The 17,430-nt window shown below is 62.3% G+C and carries 18 protein-coding genes; 10 read left to right on the top strand and 8 right to left on the bottom strand.

The window, feature by feature from the left end:
- Nucleotides 1–4: 4 nt before the first annotated feature.
- The 7 genes from AC1M7R_RS00580 to AC1M7R_RS00550 all read left to right on the top strand — a co-directional run bounded on the left by AC1M7R_RS00580 (nucleotide 5) and on the right by AC1M7R_RS00550 (nucleotide 7,758).
- On the top strand, nucleotides 5–1,057 hold the full coding sequence (locus AC1M7R_RS00580; protein ID WP_072396156.1) for a Gfo/Idh/MocA family protein: 1,053 nt from the start codon (nucleotides 5–7) through the stop codon (nucleotides 1,055–1,057).
- Between the two features lie 138 nt (nucleotides 1,058–1,195).
- A complete protein-coding gene (locus AC1M7R_RS00575; protein WP_440776449.1) occupies nucleotides 1,196–1,348 on the top strand; it encodes a hypothetical protein in 153 nt (50 codons plus the stop codon).
- Between the two features lie 53 nt (nucleotides 1,349–1,401).
- Nucleotides 1,402–2,328 carry a sugar ABC transporter substrate-binding protein gene (locus AC1M7R_RS00570; protein ID WP_072396167.1) on the top strand — a complete coding sequence of 309 codons (927 nt, stop codon included), beginning with the start codon at nucleotides 1,402–1,404 and terminating at the stop codon, nucleotides 2,326–2,328.
- Nucleotides 2,329–2,408: 80 nt separating this feature from the next.
- Nucleotides 2,409–3,971 carry a sugar ABC transporter ATP-binding protein gene (locus tag AC1M7R_RS00565; RefSeq protein WP_072431458.1) on the top strand — a complete coding sequence of 521 codons (1,563 nt, stop codon included), beginning with the start codon at nucleotides 2,409–2,411 and terminating at the stop codon, nucleotides 3,969–3,971.
- A gap of 224 nt (nucleotides 3,972–4,195) precedes the next feature.
- Nucleotides 4,196–5,218, top strand: a complete 1,023-nt coding sequence (locus AC1M7R_RS00560) for an ABC transporter permease (RefSeq protein ID WP_490610146.1) — start codon at nucleotides 4,196–4,198, stop codon at nucleotides 5,216–5,218.
- Between the two features lie 347 nt (nucleotides 5,219–5,565).
- On the top strand, nucleotides 5,566–5,970 hold the full coding sequence (locus AC1M7R_RS00555; RefSeq protein WP_072396172.1) for a TraR/DksA family transcriptional regulator: 405 nt from the start codon (nucleotides 5,566–5,568) through the stop codon (nucleotides 5,968–5,970).
- A 177-nt stretch (nucleotides 5,971–6,147) separates the two neighbouring features.
- Nucleotides 6,148–7,758 carry a methyl-accepting chemotaxis protein gene (locus tag AC1M7R_RS00550; protein ID WP_165887480.1) on the top strand — a complete coding sequence of 537 codons (1,611 nt, stop codon included), beginning with the start codon at nucleotides 6,148–6,150 and terminating at the stop codon, nucleotides 7,756–7,758.
- Nucleotides 7,759–7,910: 152 nt separating this feature from the next.
- Here the strand turns inward: AC1M7R_RS00550 and AC1M7R_RS00545 are convergent, their stop codons facing one another.
- Together AC1M7R_RS00545 and AC1M7R_RS00540 are read right to left on the bottom strand one after the other, a co-directional pair.
- Nucleotides 7,911–8,147 (bottom strand): DUF2789 family protein, encoded by a 237-nt coding sequence (locus AC1M7R_RS00545; RefSeq protein ID WP_072396176.1) that lies wholly within the window; start codon nucleotides 8,145–8,147, stop codon nucleotides 7,911–7,913.
- Between the two features lie 98 nt (nucleotides 8,148–8,245).
- The gene (locus AC1M7R_RS00540) at nucleotides 8,246–8,482 is read right to left on the bottom strand and encodes a hypothetical protein (protein WP_072396178.1); all 237 of its coding nucleotides are present in this window, start codon (nucleotides 8,480–8,482) and stop codon (nucleotides 8,246–8,248) included.
- Nucleotides 8,483–8,909: 427 nt separating this feature from the next.
- Between AC1M7R_RS00540 and AC1M7R_RS00535 the strand changes: the two genes are divergently transcribed.
- The 3 genes from AC1M7R_RS00535 (at nucleotide 8,910) to AC1M7R_RS00525 (ending at nucleotide 11,134) form a co-directional block, all read left to right on the top strand.
- Nucleotides 8,910–9,359 (top strand): hypothetical protein, encoded by a 450-nt coding sequence (locus AC1M7R_RS00535; RefSeq protein WP_072431459.1) that lies wholly within the window; start codon nucleotides 8,910–8,912, stop codon nucleotides 9,357–9,359.
- 189 nt (nucleotides 9,360–9,548) lie between these two features.
- Nucleotides 9,549–10,559, top strand: a complete 1,011-nt coding sequence (locus tag AC1M7R_RS00530) for an ABC transporter substrate-binding protein (protein ID WP_072431460.1) — start codon at nucleotides 9,549–9,551, stop codon at nucleotides 10,557–10,559.
- A 137-nt stretch (nucleotides 10,560–10,696) separates the two neighbouring features.
- Nucleotides 10,697–11,134 (top strand): DUF3995 domain-containing protein, encoded by a 438-nt coding sequence (locus AC1M7R_RS00525; RefSeq protein ID WP_072396184.1) that lies wholly within the window; start codon nucleotides 10,697–10,699, stop codon nucleotides 11,132–11,134.
- A gap of 13 nt (nucleotides 11,135–11,147) precedes the next feature.
- On the opposite strand, the gene AC1M7R_RS00520 is transcribed toward AC1M7R_RS00525, so the two are convergent.
- Genes AC1M7R_RS00520 through AC1M7R_RS00495 form a run of 6 tightly spaced genes read right to left on the bottom strand, consistent with a single transcriptional unit; the run spans nucleotide 11,148 to nucleotide 17,214 of the window.
- Nucleotides 11,148–11,510 carry a Na+/H+ antiporter subunit G gene (locus AC1M7R_RS00520; protein ID WP_072396186.1) on the bottom strand — a complete coding sequence of 121 codons (363 nt, stop codon included), beginning with the start codon at nucleotides 11,508–11,510 and terminating at the stop codon, nucleotides 11,148–11,150.
- Nucleotides 11,507–11,785 carry a K+/H+ antiporter subunit F gene (locus AC1M7R_RS00515; protein ID WP_072396188.1) on the bottom strand — a complete coding sequence of 93 codons (279 nt, stop codon included), beginning with the start codon at nucleotides 11,783–11,785 and terminating at the stop codon, nucleotides 11,507–11,509. Before AC1M7R_RS00515 ends, AC1M7R_RS00520 begins: the two co-directional genes overlap by 4 nt.
- On the bottom strand, nucleotides 11,782–12,270 hold the full coding sequence (locus AC1M7R_RS00510) for a Na+/H+ antiporter subunit E (protein WP_072396190.1): 489 nt from the start codon (nucleotides 12,268–12,270) through the stop codon (nucleotides 11,782–11,784). The genes AC1M7R_RS00515 and AC1M7R_RS00510 overlap by 4 nt, the downstream gene beginning before the upstream one ends.
- Nucleotides 12,267–13,949, bottom strand: coding sequence for a monovalent cation/H+ antiporter subunit D (locus AC1M7R_RS00505; RefSeq protein WP_072396192.1), 1,683 nt, complete (start codon nucleotides 13,947–13,949; stop codon nucleotides 12,267–12,269). Before AC1M7R_RS00505 ends, AC1M7R_RS00510 begins: the two co-directional genes overlap by 4 nt.
- Complete coding sequence (locus AC1M7R_RS00500) at nucleotides 13,946–14,290, bottom strand: Na+/H+ antiporter subunit C (protein ID WP_030141296.1); 345 nt, start codon at nucleotides 14,288–14,290, stop codon at nucleotides 13,946–13,948. Before AC1M7R_RS00500 ends, AC1M7R_RS00505 begins: the two co-directional genes overlap by 4 nt.
- On the bottom strand, nucleotides 14,290–17,214 hold the full coding sequence (locus AC1M7R_RS00495) for a monovalent cation/H+ antiporter subunit A (RefSeq protein WP_072396203.1): 2,925 nt from the start codon (nucleotides 17,212–17,214) through the stop codon (nucleotides 14,290–14,292). The genes AC1M7R_RS00500 and AC1M7R_RS00495 overlap by 1 nt, the downstream gene beginning before the upstream one ends.
- Nucleotides 17,215–17,430: the final 216 nt, after the last annotated feature.

Raw genomic sequence — 17,430 nt, 5'->3', positions numbered from 1 at the left:
TTTCATGCGAATCGGACTAGTCGGCTACGGCAAGGGTGGGCGGTTTTTTCACGCGCCGCTGATCAGCAGCCTGCCGGGGGCTACGTTCGTCGGCGTGGTGACCCGGTCCGTCGAGCGACGCCAGCAGTTGGCGAGTGATTACCCACACGTCCAGGCTTTTGACACCCTCGCCGAACTGGTGGCGGCGGGCATCGACGCGGTGGTGGTGTCCACGCCTTTGGACGGCCGCCCGGCGGTGGTGATGGAGGCGATTGAACTCGGTGTGGCGGTGGTCAGCGACAAACCTTTTGCCCGGGACGCCGCGCAGGCCGAGGCAATGGTGGTGGCGGCCGAGCGGTGCAATGTGCCGCTCTGTGTTTACCAGAACCGTCGCTGGGATTCGGATTACCTGACCCTGCGCAAACTGCTGGCGTCCGGAGCCTTGGGGCAGGTCATTCGTTTCGAGTCCAGTGTCGAGCGCTATTCACCGACATCGGTTGGCAAAGGCAGCGGTGGTGGTTTCCTGCGCGATCTGGGCAGCCATCTGGTGGACCAGGCGCTGCAATTGTTCGGGCCGGTGACCAGGGTCTACGCCGAGCTGGACTACCGCCAGCCAGGCCAGGTATTCGACAACGGCTTCTTTGTGTCCCTGACCCATGCCAACGGCGTGGTTTCCCACCTGAGCGGCAACTGCCTGCAAAACGCACCGCGGCCGCGCTTTCGGGTCAGCGGCAGCGAGGGCAGTTATACCGTCGAAGGCCTCGATGGCCAGGAAGCCCTGGCGCTTGCCGGGTTGAGCCCGGCGACGGAGGGGGAACGCTGGGGTACCGAGGAACATCGACGCTGGGGGTGGTTCGAACAGGGTGGCGAGCGCGAGCGCGTGGCATCGGAGCGGGGTTGCTGGATCGAGTTCTACCAACGCCTGCAGCTCGCCTTGCAGGGCGCTGGCCCGCTGCCGGTCCAGGCCCGTGACGCCTGGGCGACGACCTCTATCCTGGACGCTGCCCGGCAGAGCGCCGAGGGGGGCGAAGTGCAGGTATTGCCCACGCCTGTCGGCCATGGAATAAAAGACGAATAAAATTCTAAAATAAGTTGATGTGGAAAATATTTTCCAATAAAGTCGTTTCCAGGTTACCGACACCCTGTTCCCATCCGTTGCCTGTCCTGAACGGATGACGAACTCAACAAAAACAAGAAACACAGCCAGGTACCGTCGATGAAAACCTTCAAGCGTTCTGCGTTTCACCTGCCCCGTCCGTTGCGCCTGTCCGCAATTCTTCCTCTGTTCGAATCCCTGTGCATCCAGCGCCAAGGCGCCGTGGTGTGTTGCGTGCCGGGGGCGCCCATCGTGCGCCTGCCCCGTTCCTGAGAGCCGTCTCGCCTTATCCATAAAATCAACAAGAATGTGGAGAAAGACCGTTCATGAAGATCAAGACCCGTATCGCCTCGCTGGCCCTGTCGTTGATGTTCGCCAGCGGTGCTGCCCTGGCGGACCTGAAGATCGGCGTCAGCATGTCGCAGTTCGATGACACCTGGCTGACCTACCTGCGCGAATCCATGGACAAGAAAGCCAAGTCCATGCCGGACGGCGTCACGTTGCAATTCGAGGACGCCCGCAGCGATGTGGTCAAGCAACTGAGCCAGGTGGAAAGCTTCATCAGCCAGAAGGTCGACGCCATCATCGTCAACCCGGTGGACACCGCCGCGACCCAGCGCATCACCAAGGCCGCCGTGGCCGCGGGCATTCCCCTGGTCTACGTCAATCGTCGGCCCGATGACCTGAAATTGCCGGCGGGCGTGGTGACCGTCGCCTCCGACGACCTGGAAGCCGGGCGGATGCAGATGCAGTACCTGGCGCAAAAGATGGGCGGCAAGGGCAATATCGTGATCCTGCTGGGAGACCTGGCCAACAACTCCACCACCAACCGCACCAAGGGCGTCAAGGAAGTACTGGCCAAATACCCCGATATCAAGATCGAGCAGGAACAGACCGGGACCTGGTTGCGCGACAAGGGCATGACCCTGGTCAACGACTGGCTGACCCAGGGGCGCGAGTTCCAGGCGGTGGTGGCCAACAACGATGAGATGGCCATTGGCGCCTCGATGGCCCTGAAACAGGCCGGCCAGAAAAAAGGCAGCGTTTTGATCGCCGGGGTCGATGGCACGCCGGACGGCTTGAACGCCATCAAGAAGGGCGACATGGCGGTCTCGGTGTTCCAGGACGCCAAGGGCCAGGCGGATGGCTCCATCGATACAGCCGTGAAAATGGTCAAGAAACAAGCGGTGGAGCCGGCGGTGTGGGTGCCGTATCGCCTGATCACCCCGGAAAACGTCGCCCAGTTCAAGTGACGTCCAGCGCAGCCTCGGTCCGACCACACTAATCAGCAGGCAAGGTCGCCACGCCGATCTTGCCGAGGGAGTACCTGATCATGTTCGCCTCAGCGACTGCTTCGAGCGCCCCGGCAATGACTGTCCAGCCGGGCACACTACCTGACGAGCCCTACCTGTTGGAGGTCGTCAATGTCAGCAAGGGGTTCCCTGGCGTGGTGGCCCTGTCCGACGTGCAATTGCGGGTACGTCCCGGTTCCGTGCTGGCCCTGATGGGGGAAAACGGCGCGGGCAAGTCCACCCTGATGAAGATCATCGCCGGCATCTACCAGCCGGATGCCGGTGAATTGCGCCTGCGAGGCAAGCCGGTGGCGTTCGACACGCCCCTGGCCGCGTTGCAGGCCGGCATCGCGATGATCCACCAGGAGTTGAACCTGATGCCCCACATGAGCATCGCCGAAAACATCTGGATCGGCCGCGAACAGCTCAACGGCCTGCACATGATCGATCACGGGGAAATGCACCGCTGCACCGCCAGGTTGCTGGAGCGCCTGCGCATCAACCTCGATCCCGAGGAACAGGTAGGCAACCTCAGCATTGCCGAGCGGCAGATGGTGGAAATCGCCAAGGCCGTGTCCTACGACTCCGACATTCTCATCATGGATGAACCGACCTCGGCCATCACCGAAACGGAAGTCGCCCATCTGTTTTCCATCATTGCCGACCTCAAGTCCCAGGGCAAAGGCATCATCTACATCACCCACAAGATGAACGAAGTGTTTGCCATCGCCGACGAGGTGGCGGTGTTCCGCGATGGTGCCTACATCGGCCTGCAACGGGCCGACAGCATGGATGGCGACAGCCTGATTTCGATGATGGTCGGGCGTGAGTTGAGCCAGCTTTTCCCGGAGCGGGAAACGCCCATTGGCGAACAGGTCCTGGCGGTACGCGACCTGAGCCTGGACGGTGTCTTCAAGGGGGTGTCCTTCGACCTGCATGCCGGGGAGATCCTGGGGATCGCCGGGTTGATGGGGTCGGGGCGGACCAATGTGGCCGAGGCGATCTTTGGCGTGACCCCGGCGACCGGCGGCCAGATTCTGCTGGACGGCCAACCGGTGCGCATCAGTGACCCGCACATGGCCATCGAGAAAGGTTTTGCGCTGTTGACCGAGGACCGCAAGCTCAGTGGGCTGTTCCCGTGCCTGTCGGTACTGGAAAACATGGAAATGGCGGTGTTGCCCCATTACGTCGGCAACGGCTTCATCCAGCAGAAGGCCCTGCGAGCCCTGTGCGAAGACATGTGCAAGAAACTCAGGGTCAAGACCCCGTCCCTGGAGCAGTGCATCGACACCCTGTCCGGCGGCAACCAGCAGAAAGCGCTGCTGGCCCGCTGGCTGATGACCAACCCACGCATCCTGATCCTCGATGAGCCGACCCGGGGCATCGACGTCGGCGCCAAGGCCGAGATCTACCGGCTGATTGCCTTCCTCGCCAGCGAGGGCATGGCGGTGATCATGATTTCTTCGGAGCTGCCTGAGGTGCTGGGCATGAGCGACCGGGTGCTGGTCATGCACGAGGGCGACCAGATGGGCATCCTCGACCGCAGCGAAGCGACCCAGGAACGGGTCATGCAACTGGCCTCGGGTTTGTCCGCGGTCCACTAGGTTTTGTACAAAAAGTGCCTGCGCAACGATCAGGCTGCATTGAAAACAGGCTCGTGCGAGTCCGCTCGAAATGATCATAGACAGCTCGCCAAGTCGAGCGCGTTCCTCGCCTGTTTTCGCCTTGCCTGATCGCCACTCGGCGACTTTTCGTACAAACCCTTGCGATCAAACGGTTCGACAGCGATCCCCATGCCGTCGACATGTCATGAAAAAGGTGAATGGCTATGAACGCGATACTGGAAAACAAACCCGCGGCGGCGCCGGCCAGGACGCGTCGGCGGTTGCCAACGGAGCTGAGTATCTTCCTGGTGCTGATCGGCATCGGCCTGGTGTTCGAACTGTTTGGCTGGATCATGCGCGACCAGAGTTTCCTGATGAACTCCCAGCGCCTGGTGTTGATGATCCTGCAAGTGTCGATCATTGGCCTCTTGGCCATCGGGGTGACCCAGGTCATCATCACCACCGGTATCGACCTATCGTCCGGCTCAGTGCTGGCGCTGTCGGCGATGATCGCCGCGAGCCTGGCCCAGACCTCGGATTTCGCCCGGGCGGTGTTTCCTTCCCTGACTGACCTGCCGGCCTGGATCCCCGTAGTGGCGGGGTTGGGGGTAGGCCTGCTGGCCGGTGCGATCAACGGCAGCATCATCGCCATCACCGGCATCCCGCCTTTTATCGCCACCCTCGGCATGATGGTGTCGGCCCGTGGGCTGGCGCGTTACTACACGGAAGGCCAGCCGGTGAGCATGCTGTCGGATTCCTACACCGCCATCGGCCACGGGGCCATGCCGGTGATCATTTTCCTGGTGGTGGCGGTGATCTTTCAGATTGCCCTGCGCTACACCAAGTACGGCAAATACACCTACGCCATCGGTGGCAACATGCAGGCGGCACGGACCTCGGGGATCAACGTCAAGCGTCACCTGGTGATCGTCTACAGCATCGCCGGGTTGCTGGCGGGGCTGGCCGGCGTGGTCGCCTCGGCACGGGCCGCAACCGGCCAGGCGGGCATGGGCATGTCCTACGAGCTGGATGCGATTGCCGCAGCGGTCATTGGCGGCACGAGCCTGGCGGGTGGGGTGGGGCGCATCACCGGGACGGTGATCGGAGCGCTGATCCTCGGTGTCATGGCCAGCGGCTTCACCTTCGTGGGGGTCGATGCCTACATCCAGGACATCATCAAGGGCGTGATCATCGTGGTGGCGGTGGTCATCGACCAGTACCGCAACAAGCGCAAGCTCAAGCGCTGAGGCCAGGGAACGGGCCCGCCTCCGTCCCGGGCCCTGCGACAAAGCGCCATGCCTGACCGCGTGGCGTTGCCATTTGTCTTCTCAATACAGCCACGGCACCGAATTTCTTGTTATAAACGCATTCCGATAACCGCCTGGCGCCTGTCAGACGGCTTTTAAAGGGGGTGTCGGATATTTTCCCTATGTTTTCAGTTGCTGAGGCTTCGACTCGGCCTTAGACTGCCGCCCCTCGTAAATTGAGTGCCGGGTGGCGCTTGGAATAAACGGCGCCTTCCCGATGAGCGTGGCAGCTTAGTGCGGGACGCTCCATAATTCGCCTTAATGCACGTTTTTTTATAGAGAAATCAATGACAAAGGAAAAGTTGCTGGCCATGCCGGCGGATGACTACATGAATGCCGAGCAGCTGGCTTTCTTCACCAAGCTGTTGCAGAACATGAAAGTCGAAACCCACGAGCGCATCGAACAGAACCGAATCGCCATTGAAAGTCTGGATTCCCCGGCTGACCCCGCAGACGCTGCTTCCGTAGAAGAAGAGCGTACCTGGCTGGTCAACGCCATCGACCGTGACCAGCGCATGCTGCCCCAGCTGGAGCAAGCCCTGGACCGTATCAACGACGACAGCTTCGGCTGGTGTGATGACAGCGGCGAGCCGATCGGCCTCAAGCGCCTGCTGATCAGCCCGACCACCAAATACTGCATCGAAGCCCAGGAACGTCACGAGCAGATCGACAAGCACCAGCGTCAGGCCTGATTTTTCTTCCGAGAGATCGCCGTCCACGGCCGTAGAGGCCCCCGGGCGGCGATCTTTTGCTTTTTCTCATCCTCCTTTCCGTTGACCTGCTGCAAGAACCCTACTAATGGACCATGGATAATGGCTCTGTAGTGGCGTTTAATGCAGGCATAACAATGAGAAGTGTGGGTGACGAACATGGCGACAGACGGATCTCTGGCGGGTGCTGTGCCTGCCTCGGTATCGGATACCAAGGGCCCGGCGCGCTGGCTGATGCCGACCCTGCAGAGCCTCGCCCTGAGTGCACTGCTGTGTGGCATGGCGCTGGGCGGGTGGTCCTTGTACCTGGTCCTGCCCCTGGCAATGGTGATTGTCTGGTTACCGCGCCTGCGTTCGCGGCTGGCCACCACGCCTGCGGCCGACACCGATGCCGACGCCCTGGCCGGGCTGACCCGCGACCTGTCCTATACCACCAGCCATAACGCCTTGTCGGCGGCGGGCGTAGCCTATTCGGTCAAGCAACTGGCCGGTAGAGTCCAGTCGCAACTCGATGCCGCGGCACAGATCGTCAGCAATGCCGAAGCGATGATCGCCACCGAACAAGCCACCTCGCAACTCAGCCAGCAGGCCCTGGGAGCCGCCAGCGAGGCCCATCGCAGCAGCGTGGCCGGGCGCAGCGAACTGGTGGAATCCATCAGCCGCATGCACCAGCTCAGCCAGCGCGCGAACGACAGTCGCGAGCTGATCGAGGCCTTGAGCGTACGCAGCGATGAAATCCAACGGGTCACCCTGGTGATCCAGTCCATCGCCAGCCAGACCAACCTGCTGGCACTGAACGCGGCCATCGAGGCGGCACGGGCCGGTGAGCATGGCCGTGGCTTCGCGGTGGTCGCCGACGAAGTCCGTGGCCTGGCTGGCCGCACTGCCGCCGCGACTGGCGAGGTCGGGGTCATGGTGGCGGATATCCAGCAACGCACGGCCCAGGTGGTCGAGCAGATCCGCCAGTTGGCCGGTGACCTGGACAGCGGCGTCCAGCAGGTCGAGCACACCGGACAGCACTTGGAGAACATCGCCCGGCTGGCCGCCGGTGTCGAGAATCAGGTCAGTGCCATCGCCCAAGGCACCGACACCAACCGCGAGCAGCTCGACAGCCTGTTCCATGCCATCGAGCAGATGCGCAGCGACCTGTCCGTCAGCGACCAGCAGACCCAGCGTCTGGCCGAGGCGGCCGTGCAGATGGAAGGCCAGGCCGAGACCATCAGCGAGCGTCTGGCCGAGGTTGGCCTGGACGATTATCACCAGCGCATCTACGACCTGGCCCGGGAAGGGGCGCGCCAGATCGCCGCGCAGTTCGAGGAGGATGTCGACCAGGGACGGATCAGCCTGGACGACCTGTTCGACCGCAGCTACCAGCCCATCCCCAATACCCAACCGGCCAAGTACCTGACCCGTTTCGACCGTTACACCGACCAGGTCCTGCCGGCCATCCAGGAACCCTTGCTGGCCCGGCACGAGGGCCTGGTCTTCGCAATCGCCTGCACCCAACAGGGTTATGTGCCGACCCATAACAAGGTCTTCAGCCAGCCGCTGACCGGGGATCCCCAGGTGGACACGCTGAACAACCGCACCAAACGCAAGTTTTCCGATCGTACCGGGATCCGCTGCGGCAGCCACCAGCAGCCGGTACTGTTGCAGACCTACACCCGTGATACCGGCGAACTGATGCACGACTTGTCCGTGCCGATCATGATCAAGGGGCGTCACTGGGGTGGACTGCGACTGGGGTATAAACCCGAGAAGCCGCGCTAGGCGCTGTACGAAAGCCTTGATACTCGTTCATGCTGCGTTGAAAGCAGCCGCGCCTGGCCTTCGTTTCAGGACTCTGGTACAGAGCCCGGGCGGAGTAAGGAAGTGGGAGCACGTTCGCTCCCACGGGGCGCTTCATTCAGTTGGCGTCGTGATTATTTGCCGTCATGCAGGCGCACGTTCAGTTGGTCCACCAGCACGGCCTCTTCGCCATCGGCCAGCAACCACTCCCTGAGCAGGTCTTTCTGTTGATCCGACCAGAAGTCGGCTTCCACCAGCTTGGTCTCCGGCGCCAGCGGATGCGCCATGATGAAATCGTCGATGGCTTTGCCGTCCGAGGGCAGGCCCAGTTGATCGAACAGGGTCGAAAGTTCGTGAGAGGGCTGTTCCATGGGATTCTCCTTTGGGCGTGCGCCGGGATGGCGCTGGGTTGCACTCCTTTATCTGAGGCAAGCGGGCGCCAGGAGTTCTATCGCTTGTGTCCCGATGTTCAAGCGCTCTGTTCGAGGTGCCTGGCCAGGTAGCAGGCTTCGTTATGATCAGCGCGGAAACCTCTTACACGTCCGGTTGATGTTTCTTCAATATGGAAAAAACACTTGCCGGCCAGGACGACCCGATAACGCGGTTGAAACAGGCCAACCTTGAGGTCATCGGCCCCGCCGAGGGGCTCATGGGGGGCGAGGTTGCGAGGCGTGGCGGGTTGGATCGGGGTTGTGAAGGCGTCCATGTGAATTCCTTTTCTATGGCTTACCGACGAATTGCCGGGTATTTCAAGTAGTCTCCGTGCCCACGGCTGCTCTAGAATCGGCAGCACCGTATGGACGGTGGTGCCTATCTAAAGCAATTTTTTTCAGGCTCGATGTCAGAAAAATGCTTTTTTAAGTCTGAAATTTCCCTAAAGTTAGTAGTCCGACCTTTTCCGATGTGCAGAGTGGAGATTTCCTTCAGCCCCTGACGCTCCTTGGGAAAGGCGGCGAGAGTGGCAATCCTTTAGTCTTCTCTCGCCCTGGGACAGGGTACGCCGTTCACTTCGAATTTCAGTGACAGGTCCATTGCGACGATACAGTCGGCACGGGTTCTTGTGGTCCGTCCGTTGTGTGGAACGGACCATTTTCAAAGATGGGGATGTTTCCTTGGCAGTAAGTAATCTCGACATGCATGCGTTATTTGTACTGGGTGACCTTCGGGCAAAACTGGTCAAACTCTTTCAGTCGCGTTTCGTCTACATCACCGAGCAGACCGCCGAAGGTATCTATGTCGCCGAAATCGATACCGAATCGGCCCTGGTGGTCGATGACAAGCAAAGGCTCGAGCTCAAGGTCGGTGACCATTTTCGCGCGGCGGTGTTGCCAAGTCGTGAAGGCGGCAAGTTTGAAATCAGGTTTCGCGAGATCAAGCTCACGGTCTATGGACTTGGCGACTATGCGTTTGTAACGACGCCGGGGGGCGAGGCGATCCTGTTCAAGGAAGGCCATAGCGTGGTCACCGTGTTCGCGGCGCGCGAACAATTGCAGGAAGGCTTGACCAAGACCCTGAAGGCCGTCACCGCCAAAGCCGCGAAGTGGCGCAAGGGTGAACTCGTGACATTCAAGGCCAGTGAATGACAGATGCAAGGCCGGTGAAAAAATGTAGGAAGCGGGGCTGCGCAAGTTCCCAACTTCCACGCCGGTAACAGTTTTCACAAGATCTCGCTGGAACCTCGGCTACAGTCAGTTGACTGAACTATTCACACGCTTGCGTTCGGTTACGCAGGATCGTTCAGCTATCGCTGTGTCTGGCATGAGGTGCAATGCATGAAACGAGTTCGACAGTGGCTGGCTGCCTGGGCCACCTTCGCTGTGTTGGTTTCACCACTCCCGGCATCGGCCGCATCCGCGCCGATCCACTTCGCCGACTTGAACTGGGAAAGTGGCAGCCTGATCACCGATATCCTGCGGATCATCGTGGAGAAGGGCTACGGCCTGAAAACCGATACATTGCCGGGCACCACCATTACCCTGGAAACCGCCCTGGCCAACAACGACATCCAGGTGATCGGGGAAGAATGGGCCGGACGCAGTCCGGTGTGGGTCAAGGCCGAGGCCGAAGGCAAGGTGGTCGCCTTGGGCGATACGGTCAAAGGCGCGACCGAAGGCTGGTGGGTACCCGAGTACGTCATCAAGGGCGACCCGGCCAAGGGTATCAAGCCCCTGGCGCCGGACCTGCGCAGCGTCAGCGACCTGGCGCGATACAAACATGTGTTCAAGGATCCGGAGAGTCCGGACAAGGGGCGTTTCCTCAACAGCCCCATCGGCTGGACTTCCGAGGTGGTCAACAAACAGAAGCTCAAGGCCTATGGCCTGGCCGACAGTTTCGTCAACTTCCGCAGCGGTTCCGGTGCGGCGCTGGATGCGGAGATCACGTCCTCGATTCGCCGAGGCAAGCCGATCCTGTTCTATTACTGGTCGCCCACGCCCCTGCTTGGAAAATTCAAGCTGGTGCAGCTGGAGGAGCCGCCATTCGATGCCGAGGCCTGGAAAACCCTGACCGATGCCGACAACCCCAATCCCAGGCCGACCCGCTCCCTGGCCTCGAAACTGTCCATCGGCGTATCGACCCCGTTCCAGAAACAGTATCCGGACATCGCCGAGTTCTTCAGCAAGGTCGACCTGCCCATCGATCCGTTGAACAAGGCCCTGGCGGACATGAGCGAAAAACGCATGCCCCCGCGCGAAGCCGCCGAGGCTTTCCTCAAGGCCCATCCACAGGTCTGGCAGGCCTGGCTGCCCAAGGACGTGGCGGACAAGGTGGCGGCGGGGCTGTAGGCATTCGCCTGGCGGCGGGTTGAACTCTTGATCCTGAGCAATGAGGGTTTCGCGTGAAGCTGGCAATCTGCGCCGGTCCAGCGAAATATCAAATTCGAGCTAGGATGAATGTTCAACCTTTTCCAGGAGACTGGCGAATGACGCTGTTATTGGCTCGGTCGCTGGTCGCGGTTTTCGCGGCCATCAGCTTGATCCATATGTATTGGGCCCTGGGCGGACGCTGGGCCGCCCTGGCGGTGGTGCCCCAGGTGCCGGTGCAGCACGGACAGGCGCTGCGCCCGGCGTTCGATCCATCGGGCTGGTTGACGCTGCTGGTCGCCCTGGGGCTGCTGTTGATCGCGCTGCTGGTAAGCCTGCGGGTCGGTCTGCTGGCGCCGCCGGTCACTCATCGGGCGCTCCAGTGGCTGATCAGCGCGATCGCCTTGCTGATGTTCGCCCGGGCCATTGGCGAGTCGAACCTGGTGGGCTTCTTCAAGGAGGTCAAGGATTCGACGTTCGCCAGGCTCGACACCTGGATCTACTCGCCCTTGTGCGTCGTGCTCGGGGCCGGGTTGTTGACGGTGGCCTGGGCCTGAGTCGGGTCACCGGCTAACTGTCGGATCCTGTCCGCCTGCTGCTCACTTCCGCCGGCACATCATCCCCGGCCATGCGCTTGCGGAACAACGCCGCCCGGGCCAGCAGCAGGGTGGTCACCGGTACGGTGATCGACAGCAGGATCGGGATCAGCCAGGCATGCAGCACCGGCCCGGACTTGAGCGCCGAGAAATACAGGATCGAGGCCAGTGCCACGCACCAGGCGCCCAGGGTCGAAGCCAGCGCCGGAGGATGCATGCGCTGGAAATAATCCTTGAGCCGCACCAGGCCAACGGCTCCGACCAGGGCGAACAGGCTGCTGAGCACCAGCAGGATCGCCACTGCGGCTTCGACCCACATCGACAATTGGCCATTCATTCGATCACCTCCCCACGCAGCAGGAACTTGGCCAGGGCGAACGAACCGACAAAGCCGAACAGGGCGATCAGCAACGCCGCTTCGAAGTAGGTGTCGCTGGCATAACGAATGCCCAGCACCAGCATCATCAGCATCGCAATGATGTAGAGATAATCCAGGGCCAGTACCCGATCCTGTGCCGATGGGCCCTTGAACAGTCGCACCAGGGTCAGCACCATCGCCAGGGAGAACAGGAAAAGACTCAACAGGATCGAGTTGGACAGGAACGGGCTCATTGGAAAATCTCCATCAAGGGTCGCTCATAGGTGGCCTTGAAGTGGGCGATGAACGACGCTTCGTCTTGCAGATCGAACACGTGCATCAGCAGGATGCTGCGGTCCAGTGCCAGTTCCGACCAGACTGTCCCGGGGATGACCGTGGTGATCATCGACAGCGCGGCCAGGCCATTGGCGTCATGCAGATCCAGCGGCACCTTGACGAAGCACGAGCGAGGTGGGCGCCGTCCGGCGTTCAGCACGCTCCAGGCCACTGCCAGGTTGGACAGCAGCACGTCGCGGCCCACCAGCAGGAACAGCCGAAGCACCGTGCCGGGGCGTCGGATACGAATGGGCCGCGGGCGCAGCGGACGCATCATCAGCGGCGCGAGAAAGCCCAGCGCCGCCCCCAGCAGCAGATGGCCGGGGCTGACCGACAGGTTCAACGCCAGCCACAGTCCCCAGAGTGCCAGGGACAGCCAGGGTGCGGGAAACAGGCGTTTCATGGCTGCACCTCCCGTGACGCCGTGCTGGCGTCGGGGCCGGGAATGGCGCGGGTGGAAAGCACCGACATCACATAATGTTCCGGATTGTTCAGTGCCTGGGCAGCCTCCTGGGTGTAGCGCAACAGCGCCTCGGCCTTGAAGGTCAGTCCGATTCCCAGGCCCAGCAGCACGATGATCGGCAGGCATTCGAACGGCCTCAGCAACGGCGATGGCCGCTCCTTGGGCGTCCAGAAGCGCTGGATCCCCAGGCGCGAGAAGGCCACCAGCGAGGCCAGGCCGGACAGGATCAGCAAGGCCAGCAGCCCCCATGCCTGATACGAGATGGGGCCGCCACTGGTTCCAAGACCCTGGGGATTGAGCAGTGCGTTCAACAGGCCCAGCTTGCCGATGAAGCCCGACAGCGGCGGCATGCCCACCACCAGCAAGGTACACGCGATGAAACTCAAACCGAGGAACGCCAGGGTCCAGGGTATCACTTGCCCGACCACGGCCTTCTGTTCGTCATCGAGGTTGGTGCCCTTGGGCGGTTGCAGGGATTCCAGCGGCCGAGGCAACGTATCGAACTCGTCTTCCAGGGGCAGTTCGTTGGCCGAACGCGAGCGTTCGATCAGTTCGGCCAGCAGGAACAGCGCACAAAGCGCCAGGGTCGAGCTCACCAGGTAGAACAGCGCCGCGCCCACCAGGTTGGGCTGGGCGAACCCGATGGCCGACAGCAGGATGCCGGCCGATACCAGGATGCTCAGGCTGGCCATGCGCTCCAGCCGCTGGGCCGCGAGGATGGCGATGGCCGCGCAAACGATGGTGGCCATGCCTGCGTAGATCAGCCAGTCGCCGCCGAAATAGGCCGAGGCACCGGCCTGGCCGGAGAACAGCAGTGTCCACAGGCGAAGCAGGGTGTAGATGCCCACCTTGGTCATGATCGCGAACAGTGCCGCCACCGGAGCGCTGGCGGCACTGTAGGCCGGCACCAGCCAGAAGTTCAGCGGCCACATGCCGGCCTTGGCCAGGAACGCCACGGCCAGGATCGCCGCGCCGGCATGCAGCAGGCCTCGATCGGCTTCCGGTACCAGCGGTACTTTCAGGGCCAGGTCGGCCATGTTCAGGGTGCCGGTGACGCCATAGATCAGCGCCGCACCGATCAGGAACAGCGAGGAGGCCAGCAGGTTGATGGAAATGTAATGCAGCCCCGACGACACCCGTGCCCGTCCCGAGCCGTGCAGGAGCAAACCGTAGGACGCGGCCAGCAGCACTTCGAAGAACACGAACAGGTTGAACAGGTCCGCCGTGAGGAAGGCGCCGTAGAGGCCCATCAGCTGGATCTGGAACAGCGCGTGGAAGCTTGCGCCAGCGCCGTGCCAGCGGGCCGTGGCGAACAGCAGGGTGCATACGCCGATGATGCCGGTCAGCACCAGCATCAGGGCCGACAGCCGATCGACCACCAACACGATACCGAAGGGCGCCTGCCAGTTGCCCGGCAGGTACACGCCGATGGAGGCGGGCAGGGCCTGGTCCTGGGTCCAGCCCAGCAACAGCACGGCGATACCCAGGCCCAGGAGGCTGGAGAACAGGTTGATCCGGGCCTTGAGCGGGCGATGCTTCTCGCCCAGCATCAGCATCAATGCGGCGGTCAGCAGCGGCAGCAGGATGGGGGCGGCGATCAGGTGAGGCGTCAACATCATTCCCTGGGCTCCCGGCCGTCCACATGGTCGGTGCCGGTCAGGCCCCGGGAAGCCAGCAACACCACCAGGAACAGCGCAGTCATGGCGAAACTGATCACGATGGCGGTCAGCACCAGGGCCTGGGGCAACGGGTCGGTGTAGTGCAACAGGTTCTGGGGCACGCCGTCCTTGATGATCGGCTCCTTGCCGATGAACAGGCTGCCCATGCTGAAGATGAACAGGTTGACGCCATAGGAGAGCAGGCACAGCCCCATGACCACCTGGAAGGTCCGGGGCCGCAATACCAGCCAGACTCCGGAGGCGGCCAATACGCCGATTGCGATTGCGATGACTTCTTCCATCAGGCGGCTCCTGTTCCGGTGTGTGCCACGGGCTTGGGCTGCAGGCCCGGTTTATGGGCCCGCACCGACTGGTGGGCCAGGGCAGTGAGAATCAACAGGGTCGAACCGACCACCACGGCATACACGCCGATGTCGAAGAACAGGGCACTGGCCAGGTGGATATCCCCCAGCAGCGGCAGTTCGAAGTGCCAGGTGTGGGTGGTCAGGAAGGGGTAGCCGACCAGCATCGCCCCAAGGCCGGTGGTCGTGGCGAACAGCAGCCCGGTGCCCATCCAGCGCAATGGCCGCAGGCTCATCTGGGCCTCGACCCACTGGGTGCCGGCCACCATGTACTGCAGGATGAACGCCACCGACATCACCAACCCGGCGACGAAGCCACCTCCCGGCTGGTTGTGGCCGCGCATGAACAGGTAGAACGACACCACCAGGGCAATCGGCAGCAGCAGGCGCACCAGCACCGACGGCACCATCATGAAGCCCAGCGCGGTGTCGCTGGCATGCCGTGGGTTGACCAGGTCGGTGACCACGTCCGGCGCCAGCAGGCGCTGTTGCGCCGGCAACTGCATGCTTTCCTTCGGTGGTCGGAACCGCCGTAGCAGCGCGAATACGGCCAGGGCGACCGCCACCAGTACGGTGATTTCGCCCAGGGTATCGAAGCCGCGGAAATCCACCAGCATCACGTTCACCACATTGCTGCCGCCACCTTCAGGCAAGGCCCGGCTGAGGTAGAACGAGGAAATGTCGTTGGGGGTCTGGCGCGTCAGCATCGCATAGGACAGCAAGGCCATGCCGCCGCCTACCGCGATGGACAGCAACAGGTCGCGCAAACGGCGCACCCGCGCGCGTCGTTCGCTGTTGGGCAGGGGCGATGCGTCCTCGATCCGCCGGGGCAGCCAACGCAGGCCGAGCAGGATCAGCACCGTGGTCACCACCTCGACCACCAGTTGAGTCAAGGCCAGGTCGGGCGCCGAGAACCAGACAAAGGTAACGCAGGTCATCAGGCCGCAGACGCTGACCATGGTCAGGGCCGCGAGCCGGTGGTACTTGGCTTGCCAGGCCGCGCCCAAGGCGCAGGCGATTGCCAGCAACCACAGGGTGACGAAGACGATGGAGCCGGGAATCTTCGGCCGGTCGCCCCAGACCAGCGTGCCGTGCGACATCGGAATCAGTCCGGCCAACACCGCGACCAGCACCAGCAGGAACAGTTGCGCCTGCAGCCTCCGGGTACTGATTTTCCGTTCCAGCCGACGGCTCTGGCGCATCATCAGCACCAGGCTGCGTTCGAACAAGCGCTTGCCGCTGAGCCGGCCGATGAGGGGCGGTCGCTTGATCTGCCCGCGCTTGAGTTGCTGGCGCAGCAGCAGGTACAGCACGATGCCGCCGGACATTGCCACCAGGCTCATGATCATCGGCGCGTTCAGGCCATGCCAGATCGCCAGGCTGTACGAGGGCAGCGGGCCACCGAGCACCGGCAACGCGGCCGCGGCAAGCAGCGAACCGACCACCTGGGCCGGGAAGATTCCCACCAGCAGGCAGGTGAATACCAACAGCTCCACTGGCGCCCGCATCCAGCGCGGCGGTTCGTGGGGGGTATGGGGCAGGTCGGTGGCGGTGGGCCCGAAGAACACGTCCACGGTAAAGCGCAAGGAATAGGCGACGCTGAAGGTACCGGCAATGGTGGCGATGATTGGCAGCGACAGTTCGATCCAGGCCGTGGCGGAAATGAACACCGTCTCGGCGAAGAACATCTCCTTGGACAGGAAGCCGTTGAGCAATGGCACCCCGGCCATTGCCGCGCTGGCCACCATGGCCAGGGTGGCGGTGAACGGAATCAGCCGGACCAGGCCGCTGAGCTTGCGGATATCCCGGGTGCCGCTTTCGTGGTCGATGATCCCGGCGGCCATGAACAACGAGGCCTTGAAGGTGGCGTGGTTGAGGATATGGAAGACCGCCGCCACGGCGGCCAGCGGACTGTTCAGGCCCAGCAGCAGGGTGATCAGCCCCAGGTGGCTGATGGTGGAATAGGCCAGCAGTCCCTTGAGGTCGTTCTGGAACATCGCGCAATAGGCGCCCAGCAGCAAGGTGCAGGCCCCCGCGCCGCCGACGATGTAGAACCACTCTTCGCTGCCCGACAACGACGGCCACAACCGTGCCAGCAGGAAAACCCCGGCCTTGACCATGGTCGCCGAGTGCAGGTAGGCCGATACCGGCGTGGGCGCGGCCATGGCGTGGGGCAGCCAGAAATGGAAGGGAAACTGAGCGCTTTTGCTCAGGGCGCCGATCAGGATCAGCGGCAAGAGAATGGGGTAGAGAGCGTGGTCACGGATGATATTGCCGGCGGCCAGGACCTTGTCCAGGTCGTAGCTGCCGACCACATGGCCGAGCAGCATCACTCCCGCCAGCAGGCACAGCCCGCCGGCCCCTGTCACCATCAAGGCCATGTAGGCGCCGCGCCGGGCATCGGCGCGGTGGTGCCAGTAGCCGATCAGCAGGAACGAGAACAGGCTGGTCAACTCCCAGAAAAACACGATCTGGATCAGGTTGCCGGAGATCACCAGTCCGAGCATGGCGCCCATGAACGCCAACAGGAATGCGAAGAAGCGCGGCACCGGATCATCCGGCGACATGTAATAGCGGGCATACAGCGAAACCAGCGTGCCGATACCCAGTACCAGCAGGGAAAACAGCCAGGCGAAACCGTCCAGGCGCAGCACGAAGTCCAGGCCCAGGCTGGGCAGCCATGAATAATGCTCACGGATCACGCCACCGTCGACGATCTGCGGATACAGCAGTGCCACCTGGACAGTACCGACCAGGGCCACCAGGCCAGCCAGCACCGATTCGGCGTTACGGGCGTTGTGCGGCAGCAGCGCCGCGACACAGCTGCCGATGAAGGGCAAAAGTAATAGAACTATCAGAGACATAGGCTTCTATTCGGCGGGTTCAGGTTGGGATCATACGTGGCGCATCCCGGATCACCAACCGCGAGGGTGTCGCAGAATCCTACAAGGTAGACGGAGTTTTCCTGTTTTGTGGTGTTTCAGCCTGGAAGCGGTGAGCGTTGCCAGGGCAGGCGCCTTGAAAAGAATCCGCACTCCGGCCCCGGAGTGCCTCATCCCCGTTCAATGATCGCCGGGGAT

This window comes from Pseudomonas sp. MS01C9 (assembly GCF_058202755.1).
Note: the sequence above shows the minus strand (reverse complement) of the source record. Positions and strands in the feature narration are given on the sequence as shown.

What these genes read in the sequence shown, in the direction of transcription:
- AC1M7R_RS00580 (WP_072396156.1), top strand. Translation starts at nt 5, where the DNA reads ATGCGAATCGGACTAGTCGGCTACGGCAAGGGTGGGCGGTTTTTTCAC.
- AC1M7R_RS00575 (WP_440776449.1), top strand. Translation starts at nt 1,196, where the DNA reads ATGAAAACCTTCAAGCGTTCTGCGTTTCACCTGCCCCGTCCGTTGCGC.
- AC1M7R_RS00570 (WP_072396167.1), top strand. Translation starts at nt 1,402, where the DNA reads ATGAAGATCAAGACCCGTATCGCCTCGCTGGCCCTGTCGTTGATGTTC.
- AC1M7R_RS00565 (WP_072431458.1), top strand. Translation starts at nt 2,409, where the DNA reads ATGTTCGCCTCAGCGACTGCTTCGAGCGCCCCGGCAATGACTGTCCAG.
- AC1M7R_RS00560 (WP_490610146.1), top strand. Translation starts at nt 4,196, where the DNA reads ATGAACGCGATACTGGAAAACAAACCCGCGGCGGCGCCGGCCAGGACG.
- AC1M7R_RS00555 (WP_072396172.1), top strand. Translation starts at nt 5,566, where the DNA reads ATGACAAAGGAAAAGTTGCTGGCCATGCCGGCGGATGACTACATGAAT.
- AC1M7R_RS00550 (WP_165887480.1), top strand. Translation starts at nt 6,148, where the DNA reads ATGGCGACAGACGGATCTCTGGCGGGTGCTGTGCCTGCCTCGGTATCG.
- AC1M7R_RS00545 (WP_072396176.1), bottom strand. Translation starts at nt 8,147, where the DNA reads ATGGAACAGCCCTCTCACGAACTTTCGACCCTGTTCGATCAACTGGGC.
- AC1M7R_RS00540 (WP_072396178.1), bottom strand. Translation starts at nt 8,482, where the DNA reads ATGGACGCCTTCACAACCCCGATCCAACCCGCCACGCCTCGCAACCTC.
- AC1M7R_RS00535 (WP_072431459.1), top strand. Translation starts at nt 8,910, where the DNA reads ATGCATGCGTTATTTGTACTGGGTGACCTTCGGGCAAAACTGGTCAAA.
- AC1M7R_RS00530 (WP_072431460.1), top strand. Translation starts at nt 9,549, where the DNA reads ATGAAACGAGTTCGACAGTGGCTGGCTGCCTGGGCCACCTTCGCTGTG.
- AC1M7R_RS00525 (WP_072396184.1), top strand. Translation starts at nt 10,697, where the DNA reads ATGACGCTGTTATTGGCTCGGTCGCTGGTCGCGGTTTTCGCGGCCATC.
- AC1M7R_RS00520 (WP_072396186.1), bottom strand. Translation starts at nt 11,510, where the DNA reads ATGAATGGCCAATTGTCGATGTGGGTCGAAGCCGCAGTGGCGATCCTG.
- AC1M7R_RS00515 (WP_072396188.1), bottom strand. Translation starts at nt 11,785, where the DNA reads ATGAGCCCGTTCCTGTCCAACTCGATCCTGTTGAGTCTTTTCCTGTTC.
- AC1M7R_RS00510 (WP_072396190.1), bottom strand. Translation starts at nt 12,270, where the DNA reads ATGAAACGCCTGTTTCCCGCACCCTGGCTGTCCCTGGCACTCTGGGGA.
- AC1M7R_RS00505 (WP_072396192.1), bottom strand. Translation starts at nt 13,949, where the DNA reads ATGATGTTGACGCCTCACCTGATCGCCGCCCCCATCCTGCTGCCGCTG.
- AC1M7R_RS00500 (WP_030141296.1), bottom strand. Translation starts at nt 14,290, where the DNA reads ATGGAAGAAGTCATCGCAATCGCAATCGGCGTATTGGCCGCCTCCGGA.
- AC1M7R_RS00495 (WP_072396203.1), bottom strand. Translation starts at nt 17,214, where the DNA reads ATGTCTCTGATAGTTCTATTACTTTTGCCCTTCATCGGCAGCTGTGTC.